General features: G+C 54.4%; 11 protein-coding genes. All 11 read right to left on the bottom strand.

From position 1 onward, the window contains the following. Positions 1–161: 5-carboxymethyl-2-hydroxymuconate isomerase (locus VFK44_04490; GenBank protein HET7627631.1), on the bottom strand; the 161-nt coding region annotated here is incomplete at its 3' end. A 273-nt stretch (positions 162–434) separates the two neighbouring features. Continuing rightward, on the bottom strand, positions 435–1,184 hold the full coding sequence (locus tag VFK44_04485) for a fumarylacetoacetate hydrolase family protein (protein HET7627630.1): 750 nt from the start codon (positions 1,182–1,184) through the stop codon (positions 435–437). Further along, positions 1,181–1,954, bottom strand: coding sequence for a fumarylacetoacetate hydrolase family protein (locus VFK44_04480; protein ID HET7627629.1), 774 nt, complete (start codon positions 1,952–1,954; stop codon positions 1,181–1,183). Before VFK44_04480 ends, VFK44_04485 begins: the two co-directional genes overlap by 4 nt. 12 nt (positions 1,955–1,966) lie before the next feature. Further along, complete coding sequence (locus tag VFK44_04475) at positions 1,967–2,701, bottom strand: ABC transporter ATP-binding protein (protein ID HET7627628.1); 735 nt, start codon at positions 2,699–2,701, stop codon at positions 1,967–1,969. Position 2,702: 1 nt separating this feature from the next. Continuing rightward, positions 2,703–3,473: an ABC transporter ATP-binding protein gene (locus tag VFK44_04470; GenBank protein ID HET7627627.1), complete on the bottom strand. Its 771-nt coding sequence runs from the start codon at positions 3,471–3,473 to the stop codon at positions 2,703–2,705. After that, positions 3,457–4,488 (bottom strand): branched-chain amino acid ABC transporter permease, encoded by a 1,032-nt coding sequence (locus VFK44_04465; protein HET7627626.1) that lies wholly within the window; start codon positions 4,486–4,488, stop codon positions 3,457–3,459. Before VFK44_04465 ends, VFK44_04470 begins: the two co-directional genes overlap by 17 nt. An 8-nt stretch (positions 4,489–4,496) precedes the next feature. Then, entirely contained in the window at positions 4,497–5,378 is an 882-nt protein-coding gene (locus tag VFK44_04460) for a branched-chain amino acid ABC transporter permease (protein HET7627625.1), read from the bottom strand. Between the two features lie 70 nt (positions 5,379–5,448). Further along, positions 5,449–6,639 carry an ABC transporter substrate-binding protein gene (locus VFK44_04455; protein HET7627624.1) on the bottom strand — a complete coding sequence of 397 codons (1,191 nt, stop codon included), beginning with the start codon at positions 6,637–6,639 and terminating at the stop codon, positions 5,449–5,451. A gap of 74 nt (positions 6,640–6,713) precedes the next feature. Beyond that, a complete protein-coding gene (locus VFK44_04450) occupies positions 6,714–7,178 on the bottom strand; it encodes a flavin reductase family protein (GenBank protein HET7627623.1) in 465 nt (154 codons plus the stop codon). Positions 7,179–7,197: 19 nt separating this feature from the next. Next, on the bottom strand, positions 7,198–8,034 hold the full coding sequence (locus tag VFK44_04445; GenBank protein ID HET7627622.1) for an FAD synthetase family protein: 837 nt from the start codon (positions 8,032–8,034) through the stop codon (positions 7,198–7,200). A 12-nt stretch (positions 8,035–8,046) separates the two neighbouring features. After that, positions 8,047–9,030, bottom strand: a complete 984-nt coding sequence (gene hpaD / locus VFK44_04440) for a 3,4-dihydroxyphenylacetate 2,3-dioxygenase (protein ID HET7627621.1) — start codon at positions 9,028–9,030, stop codon at positions 8,047–8,049.

Below are 9,030 nucleotides of genomic sequence, written 5' to 3'. Positions count from 1 at the left end.
GCAACCCGGTAATCGTGCAATTCGATCGCGCGCGAGCGAAGGCCGCCGGTCGGAAAGTGATCGCTGCGCGCCAGCAGCACTTCGTGAAATTTTTTCAACAAACCGGGAATGTCAGCCTCCGGATTTAAATTGTCCGTATACTCAACAACGAGATGCGGCATACCGTTCGTCCCCCTTTCATTGGTTGAAGGGATAACTTGATTCACATGTCTTAACGCGCACCAGTGGCCTTATTTTATAAAAAGTCAAGTTTTCAAAGTCAAATCGTGCATGAGCGTTCTTATTTTCCTAAATTTAGCCGAAATTTGGGTCATTTTCCGGTTTTGCTGGAAAATAAGCGCTTCAGTGAGCGATTCTTCATCAAAAGCTGTTTTTTGCCAAAAATAAGGTCTGTCATGATCGATTCTGGATCCGAATCATCTTTTCATCGACACTCAATGCTCATCGCCGACGATGGTGTTCACAAGCCGGCCGATCCCCTCGATTTCGGTTACCACTTTGGACCCCATCGGCGTATCGACCGCCCCCTTCGGGGTACCAGTTAAAATGAGATCGTTCTCGTTCAACGTCATGAAGCTGCTCAAGTATTCGATCAACGTCGGAATGTCGAAAATCATGTCCGCCGTCGTTCCTTCTTGAATCACTTCTCCGTTCACTGACGTGCGCAGCTTCAAGTTCATCGGATCGGGAACGTCGCCCGCGTCAACGAACCACGGCCCGATCGGCGTGCAGCCGTCGCGGTTTTTCACCCGCAAATTCGGGCGGTAATAGTTTTCGAGATAATCGCGAATCGCGTAATCATTCGCGACTGTGTAGCCGGCCACATACTTATAGGCTTCAGACGCCTTCACCTGTTTCGCCGTCCGGCCGATCACAACCGCCAGCTCACATTCGTAATGCATATTTTCGACATCCGCCGGCCGCCTCGTCACGCCGCGGTGCCCGACGAGCGTGTTCGCACCTTTCAAGAAAACGAGCGGCTCTTTCGGTGGTTCAAACGTCAGCTCTTTCGCATGGTCGGCATAATTCAAGCCGAGCGCGAAAATCGTCCCCGCTTCAACCGGCGGCAGCCAGACGACATCCTCCTCGCTCACCACCCGGCCGTTAGTCAACCGCAGCCGGCCGTCGCCGGCAGCCACCGCCTCATGCACAGCCCCTTCATACGCTACCCTCGCCCGCTTCATAACAAACGGCCTCCTACGATCGGATTCTCCAGCACGCCAACGCCGTCGACCTCGATGCGCACCCGGTCGCCGTCCCCGGCGAGCGGCGCCCCCGCCGGCACGCCGACGAGCAGCACGTCACCCGCACTCAACGTCATAAATTCCGTCACGTCGGCCAGCAATCGCGCCGCCGGCCGCAGCAAATCCGCCGTCGTCGCCGTCTGCCGCAGCTCATCGTTCACGTACACGCGCAGCTCCACCCCGTCCGGATCAGCGACCGCGTCTCGCTCCGCGACCCACGGCCCGACCGGACAAAAGCCGTCGCGCGCCTTCTCCTTCACCGCCGGGCGGTATACACTCTCATGCGGGATCGACACATCATTGACGACCGTGTATCCCGCCACATGCGCCAGCGCCTCCGCTTCGCTCACACGCGTCGCCGTCCGGCCGATCACGAGGCCAAGCGCCGCGCCCATCGCCAGCCGCTCGACCCCCGCGGGCAGCGGAATCGGCATTCCGTGCCCGATCAGCGTGTTCGCCGGCTTCACATACAAAACCGGCGCCCGCGGCGGCGCCTTGTACGGCGCCTCGTGAACGGCGTCGCCGAGCGCGGCCAGCTCTCCTTTGTAATTCAGCAGCGTGCCGTACACCGTTCCGGTCACCGGCACGTCCCACACGAGCTGGCCCGTTTCGTAACGTTCGCCGGCGAACGACGCCGAGCGCCCAGCCAAATCAATCTCGGCGTCGATCACCTGCCGGCGGCCGTGCAGCTTCATTTTCCCTTTCATCAATCGGTTCCCTCCCTACAGCGGCTCTGTCTTTTTCGTTTTCCCCAAGTACGCGTCCTTCACCGTCGCATTGTCTCGCAGCTCCGCTGACGTGCCGGCGACCGCAACTTCCCCGCGCTCAAGCACGCAAGCACGGTCGGCGACCGCTAATGCCGCTTTCACATTTTGTTCCACGAGCACAACCGTCGTCCCGAAAGCGTCCCGCAGCTTCGTCAAATTTGCCATGATGTCTTTGACGATCAGCGGGGCAAGTCCGAGCGAGGGCTCGTCGAGCATGATCAAACGCGGATTCGACATAAGCCCGCGGCCGACCGCGAGCATTTGCTGCTCGCCCCCGCTCAACAACCCGCCGAGCCGCTTTTCCATCGTTTTCAGCTTCGGAAACAACGCGTACACTTGCCGCAAGTCTTCCTCGACTTGCTTCCGTTCTCTCCGGTAACGATGATACGCGCCAAGCCGCAAATTGTCGTCGACGGTCAACGCGTCGAAAATTTGCCTCCGCTCCGGCACGAGGCTGATCCCTTTGCGAACCATCGCCTGAGCCGACAGCTTCGTCACATCTTCACCGTCAAACCGAATCGTGCCTTGGCGCGGCTTGTAAATGCCCGCAATCGTGCCGAGCAGCGTGCTTTTTCCGGCACCGTTCGACCCGAGAATCGCGAATATTTCTCCTTGCTCAACACGCAAGTCAATGCCTTTCAAAACGTGGAGGTAGTCATGATACGTATGAATGCCTTGCAACTCCAGCATGTCAGATCACTTCCTCCTCTCCGAGATACGCGGCAATGACGTCCGGGTTACACGAAATCTCCTCCGGCGTGCCTTCGGCAATTTTCTCGCCGTGATCAAGCACGACAATTTTATCCGCCAAAGACATGACCGTCTCCATGTCATGTTCCACAAACAAGAACGTAAATCCTTCTTCCCGCATGTGTGAAATGACGTCCGCCGCTTTGCGCGATTCCTCCGTATTTAAGCCGGCCATCGGTTCGTCGAGCAAAATCAGCTTTGGCCGCGCCGCCGCAGCCCTGGCAATCTCAAGCAGCCGCTGGTTCCCATACGGCAGCGTTTCTGCATGTTGATACGCATAGTCCCGCAAACCGACCCGTTCCAACCAGTTGAGCGCTTCCGCCAGCGTTTCCTGCTCTTCCCGGTAAACTTTCTTCAAGCGAAAGCCCGATGAAAAAATGCCCGATTTCAATAAAATATGTTGCCCGGCCATGACGTTTTCGACGACGGTCATCCCGTTGAACACTTGCAAATTTTGAAACGTCCGGGTAATGCCGAGTTGGGCAATCTCGTGTGTTTTTTTCTTTGTGATCGTTTGATCCGCGAAGACGACCTCCCCGGCCGAAGGCGGAAAAATGCCGGAAACGACGTTGAAAAGCGTTGTTTTGCCCGCACCGTTCGGACCGATCAAGGCGACAATCTCCCCGGGATGAACCGTGAATGAGACGTCATCAACCGCCGACACCCCGCCGAAAAACTTCGAAAGTCCCCGCACTTCAAGCACTTCGATCACCTCCGGAAGCAGCGGCTGCCTTTCTTTTACCGAAACGAAGCCGGTTTTTCGCCGTTTGTACAACCATTGGGCCGAGTCCGCGCGGCATGTATATGAGAATCACGACGAGCAAGACTCCGAACAACACGATCTGAAATTCACCGCTCGCGTCCGTGAAGTAAGGCAAAATTTCTTTTAAAATTTCCCCGAGGATCACGAAGACTGCCGCCCCGATGACGCCGCCCCAAACCATGCCGCTGCCGCCGATGACGACCATGATGAGGAAATCGAGCGACGTTTTCACGTTAAACAGCTCCGGGTTGATAAAAGAAACGTAATGCGCGTACAAACTGCCTGCCACCGAGGCATAAACGGCACTTAGCACGAAGATTTGCAACTTGTATTTTTGTGCAGGTACTCCGAGCGAATTCGCGGCCGTTTCGCTGTCTTTGACGGCTTGCAATGCTCTGCCGACGCGGGACTGGACGACGTTTCTCGCAAAGATAATGCCGAGCATCGCCAACGTCCAAATTAAATAATAAAATCGAAAATCGTTGTCAAACGGAAAGCCGAACAGGCTGATCGACGGAATGCCGAAAAATCCATTTAAACCGCCGGTCAGACCGTCCAACTCTTTGAAAAACACGAAAACGATGACACCGAATCCTAATGTCGCCAACGCCAAATAATGTTCTTTCAGCTTTAACGTCGGAATGCCAACGATGAAAGCGACGAGCGCCGATAAAACCATGCCAGCGAGCATCGCCAGCCATGGAGAAAGTCCAGCATGGGCGCTTAAGATTGCGGACGTGTACGAACCGATGCCGTAAAAAGCGGCGTGCCCGAGTGAAATTTGCCCCGCATAGCCCATGAGAAGTGTGAGTCCGGTGCCGACAATCGTGTAAAACGCAACGATAATGAGTATGCTCAAAATGTAATTCGAAGGAAACCCGACAGGAAGAAGCGCGAGAAACAGGCAAACGAGCAACGGGCCGGTTAAGCTGCGATTGTAAATGTTCCGTATAGCCTTGGCCATAGACGCGCTCACACCCTTTTCCCTGATGATTTCGAGAAAATGCCGTTTGGCAATAAAAATAACACGATGAGCAAAATCGCGAAGCTGACGGCGTCTTGAAAGCCGGTCGTCCATAAGCCGGCGGTAAAAGATTCAAGAATGCCGATGATGAAGGCACCGACGACGGCAGCGGGTGCGTTCGTCAAGCCGCCGATGACGGCGGCGACGAATGCCTTCATGCCGAGCATGAGGCCCATGTTGTACGTCGCGCCGGAAATCGGAGCGATGACAATGCCGCCGAGCGCGCCGAGGCCGGCACATACGGAAATGGCCGCCAGCGACATCCATTCCGGATGAATGCCCATCAACCGTGCCGCGTACCGATTGACGACGCAAGCAGTAACCGCCTTCCCGGTATAAGTTTTATTGAAAAACACATACATGCCGACGAGACTGGCCAGAGCGATGCCGATCGCCCATAAATTTTGCGGTAAAATGACCGCATGCAGCAAATGAATCGATTCGCCTTTCGTAAAAGGAGGCAATGTATGCGGATTCGTTCCCCAAATCATCATGCCGATGCCGCGTAAGGCAATCGAGGCACCGATCGTAATGATGATCATGACGGGAACGGACGAGCGGCGGGCGGGATGAATCGCGAGCCGCTCGAAGACGGCTCCGAGAATCGTAACGATAAGTATGCTGCAAACGACGGCAGCAAATAAAGGCATGCCGAACCCGACAAGGGAAATGCACGTCAGTGCGCCGAACATGGCGAATTCTCCTTGCGCGAAATTCAGTACGCCCGTAACGTTGTACGTCGCAACAAAACCGATCGCGATAAGCGCATAGATGCTGCCGACGGTCAGGCCTGAAAAGAATAGCTGCAGCAGTTGGCTGACAAGTTCCATGTTTGATCTCACCCCTGTAGCGAAAGGGGAAAAGCGGGAGCTTTCAGTGTCCCGCTTTCCCTTCCGTGCCTTATTTCACCAAAGTCCACTCCCCATCTTTCACTTGAATCATGACGAGACTGTCTGCCGAAAGGCCGTTATGATTATCCGGACTCATGTTGAACACGCCGGTAATGCCCGCAAAATCTTTCGTTTCATTTTCGATATGATCGCGGATCTTCGCAGGATCGGCGCCTTCCGCTTTAATGGCTTCGATCATGATGTGGAACGCATCCCACGCATGGCCGCCGAACGTGCTGACCGGGTAGTCGTAATGTTCCGAAAAATCTTTTTTGTAATCCATCAAGTTTTTCTTCTGGGCGTTTGCATCCGGCACTTGATCGGCGACGAGCAGCCGTCCGCCCGGAAAAACGACCCCGTTGGCCGCGTCACCCGCCAATTTGATGAAATCTTTCGATGCAATGCCGTGGCTTTCGATAATCGGCACATCCATGCCCAATTGGCGAATGTTTTTCGTCACGACTGCCGATTCCTGCGCCGTTCCCCAGACGATAATGGCTTGCGGGTCGGCTTTTTTCACGCGTGTCAACATCGACTTGGCATCTTTCACGTCCGCTTCGAATTCTTCTTCAATGACAGCTTGTACACCGTAATCGGAAGCGAGCGCCTTGAACGTTTCGTGACCGCCCGTACCAAACGAGTTGGCGACATTCATCCACGCGACTTTCGTCCAGCCTTTGTCTTTCAAATAGTTCAAGATTCTCGGAATGACAATGTCATCGCCTTGCGCTGTTTTGAAAATCCATTTTCGCGATGAGCCGTCGTCCGGATGAACAATTTGTTTGCTCGAGGCCAGGGAAATAAACGGCACTTCCGCTTTCTCCGCCAGCGGAATCATCGCCAGCGTATTTCCGCTTGTCGTTCCGCCGATAATGCCCACAACGTGATCTTGTTCAGTCAATTTTTTCATTGCTAACACGGCTTCGTTTTGGTCGGATTTTGCATCATAAGGAATGAGTTCAATCTTTTTCCCGTTAATCCCGCCGTTGTCATTGATTTCTTTCGTTAGCATTTTCACTGTGTCCAGTTCCGGTTTACCGAGCGGAGACGCTCCCCCCGATGAAGAAAAGATCCCGCCGATCTTAATCGTTTCCGAATCCGCGCCCGATCCGCCCCCGGACGTTTTCGAACCGCCCGAAGAACACGCAGTCATCATAAGCAACAAGACAGCGACAACGATGGACAAAAGCTTCTTGTTCATTTGAAACCCCCCCATTTTCATAAAATTGGTATGCGTGATGCACAGAGTGCTGAAGAAAGAGAAGTTCTCTTTCTTCAACTCGTATTGGCAAATCCGTATCTTCCTTCGTAGAACGTCAGCGGGTGCCCTTCGCGAATGGTCAAATCAAGCACTTTTCCGATAAAAATGGTATGGTCGCCTGCTTTGTACGAGCTGTCGACTTCACACAGGATGTTGGCCAAGGCGTTTTCGATGACGGGCAGCTCGCGGAGCCGCTCAAATCGAAACGTCGGCTTCTCTTGCAATTGCCCGGCAAAATGTTTCGAGACGTCCTCTTGTTCGGCCGACAAAATGTTGACGGTAAACATGCCGGAACGGTGAATCATTTCGAGCATTTTCGCTTTTTCGTCGATAGAAATGGAAATGAGTTTCGGATTGATCGAAACCGACATGAACGCGTTCGCGGTCATTCCGTGAATTTCCCCGTCGACCGCCGTCGTAATGACTGTCACGCCCGTCGCAAATTTCCCCATCGCATTCCGAAACGTTCTGTCGTCCATTTTGCGATCCCCTCCTCCATTATCCGGACTTTTCCTCCACGGACGGAATCCGGTTGATGAAAAGCAACTTTCCCTGTTGCAGGTTCCGTTGGCCGCTACTGTCGACAAAAGTGAGCTCGCACGAGTTCCGCGCGTCGTCAAACCGTTCGAACACCGCTTTCGCAACACCCCTTCCGTCGAAATACTCGACATGGTACCGCCCCGGCATCGGCAACAGCGACCTGTCCGCCGGTACGATCTCCCAGCACTTGTCGTCTTTCATCGATGCTGAATCGACATCGATTTCATACCGCCGTCCCAAATAATACGGGACGAGCGCAAGGTCGCCGTCGGCCAACAGTTGCCGCAAAGCACTTGAGCTGATTTTTTCGCGGCGGTACGTTTTTTTCGGCACGACGGAAAGACCGAAACGCCTTTCTTTGCTCAATTGCCTGAGCAGGCGGACATCCCCTTCCGCTTTGAAACCGAACGTGAAGTCAAATCCGACGACCACATGGCGGACGTTCAAAGCCGTCACATACTGAGCGACAAAATCACGAGCCGGCAGCGCGGCAAACGTCCGGTCAAACGCGACAACAAACACTTGGTCGACGCCGAAAGCGGCGAACGTTTCGATCTTCTTGCTGAGCGGGGTTAAATAGTTCCGGTTTCGTTCGCCTTTCAACACTTCATTCGGATGCGGCCAAAATGTCATTACCGCCAAGCGGCAGCCGGCAGCCTCCGCCTTCCGTTTCCCCTCACGCAGCAAGGCTTGGTGCCCGAGATGCACGCCGTCGAAGAAACCGAGCGCCATCACGAGCGGGCTGCCGCTGTCGATCGTTGCTTTCTCTTGATGCTTCACATGTGTGACTTGCAAACGATCGCCTCCTCAAGTTACGAAATTCGGTTTGCTCTGCTTCAACTTCGCCGGCTGCTGCTTCACTTCTGATTCGCCATTGATATCCAGAAACGGTGTCGCCTCGGCGAACCAGCTGTCCGGCGCTTCATGGCCCCAGAATGTTTGCCGGCGCGAATCGTTCAAATCCCAGCGAATCGGCTTGAAATCCGGGTCACTCGTCAAATAATCGCCCGTGTACAGTTCAACGCGGTTGCCGTCAGGATCGCGTAAATAAAGGAAAAAGGCGTTCGACAGACCGTGCCGGCCGGGGCCGCGTTCGATGTGATCGCCATAGCCGAGCGAAGCAAGGACGTCGCACGTATGGATGACGCTCATCGGGTCGCTCAACCAAAAGCCGACATGATGGAGGCGCGGGCCTTCGCCGTTCATGTAGGCGACATCATGCACCGCCGGTTTCCGGTGCAGCCACGCAGCCCAAATGCGTTCTTCGTCATTCGCAGTATATTCGGAACAAGCAAAACCGAGTTCATTGATATAAAAATCGTACGCTTTCTCAACATCGGGCACCATGCAGTTAAAATGATCGATCCGCTGCATGCGAGAACCTTTGTACATGTCATAACGTTGCAGCAAACGGTCGACGGTCGTCATTTCCGCGAAAAACTCGACCGGAATGCCGGAAACGTCACGAACCCTGAGCGCACGTCCAACCGCATGTTGCTCGCCTTTTTCCAGCCACACCGTCGCCATGCCCTTCCGTTCGAAATGGACTGCAAGCTGATCAAGATCGCTTTCCGAAGCGACTTTGTAACTGATTGCTTCCACGCCCGGTTGAGCTGCTTTTTTCAATACGTAGCAATGATGCACATGCTCCTCTAGGCCGCGAAGATAAATCGTTTCCGCGTCCGCTTCCGTTTCGACGAAACCAAGGGCGTCGACGTAAAATTTGCGGGCAGCATCAAGGTCAGTCACACGCACGACCGCCCGCGCCGCACGCAATATGTTAAAGTTCAT

Source organism: Bacillales bacterium (genome assembly GCA_035700025.1).
In the GTDB taxonomy this organism is placed as follows: domain Bacteria; phylum Bacillota; class Bacilli; order Bacillales; family DASSOY01; genus DASSOY01.
The sequence above is the reverse complement of the archived record's forward strand: the minus strand, read 5'-3'. Positions and strand labels throughout refer to the sequence as shown.

Excerpts from the sequence above, each read along its gene's own strand:
- VFK44_04485 (HET7627630.1), bottom strand. The coding sequence starts at position 1,184 with ATGAAGCGGGCGAGGGTAGCGTATGAAGGGGCTGTGCATGAGGCGGTG.
- VFK44_04475 (HET7627628.1), bottom strand. The coding sequence starts at position 2,701 with ATGCTGGAGTTGCAAGGCATTCATACGTATCATGACTACCTCCACGTT.
- VFK44_04465 (HET7627626.1), bottom strand. The coding sequence starts at position 4,488 with ATGGCCAAGGCTATACGGAACATTTACAATCGCAGCTTAACCGGCCCG.
- VFK44_04460 (HET7627625.1), bottom strand. The coding sequence starts at position 5,378 with ATGGAACTTGTCAGCCAACTGCTGCAGCTATTCTTTTCAGGCCTGACC.
- VFK44_04455 (HET7627624.1), bottom strand. The coding sequence starts at position 6,639 with ATGAACAAGAAGCTTTTGTCCATCGTTGTCGCTGTCTTGTTGCTTATG.
- VFK44_04450 (HET7627623.1), bottom strand. The coding sequence starts at position 7,178 with ATGGACGACAGAACGTTTCGGAATGCGATGGGGAAATTTGCGACGGGC.
- hpaD (HET7627621.1), bottom strand. The coding sequence starts at position 9,030 with ATGAACTTTAACATATTGCGTGCGGCGCGGGCGGTCGTGCGTGTGACT.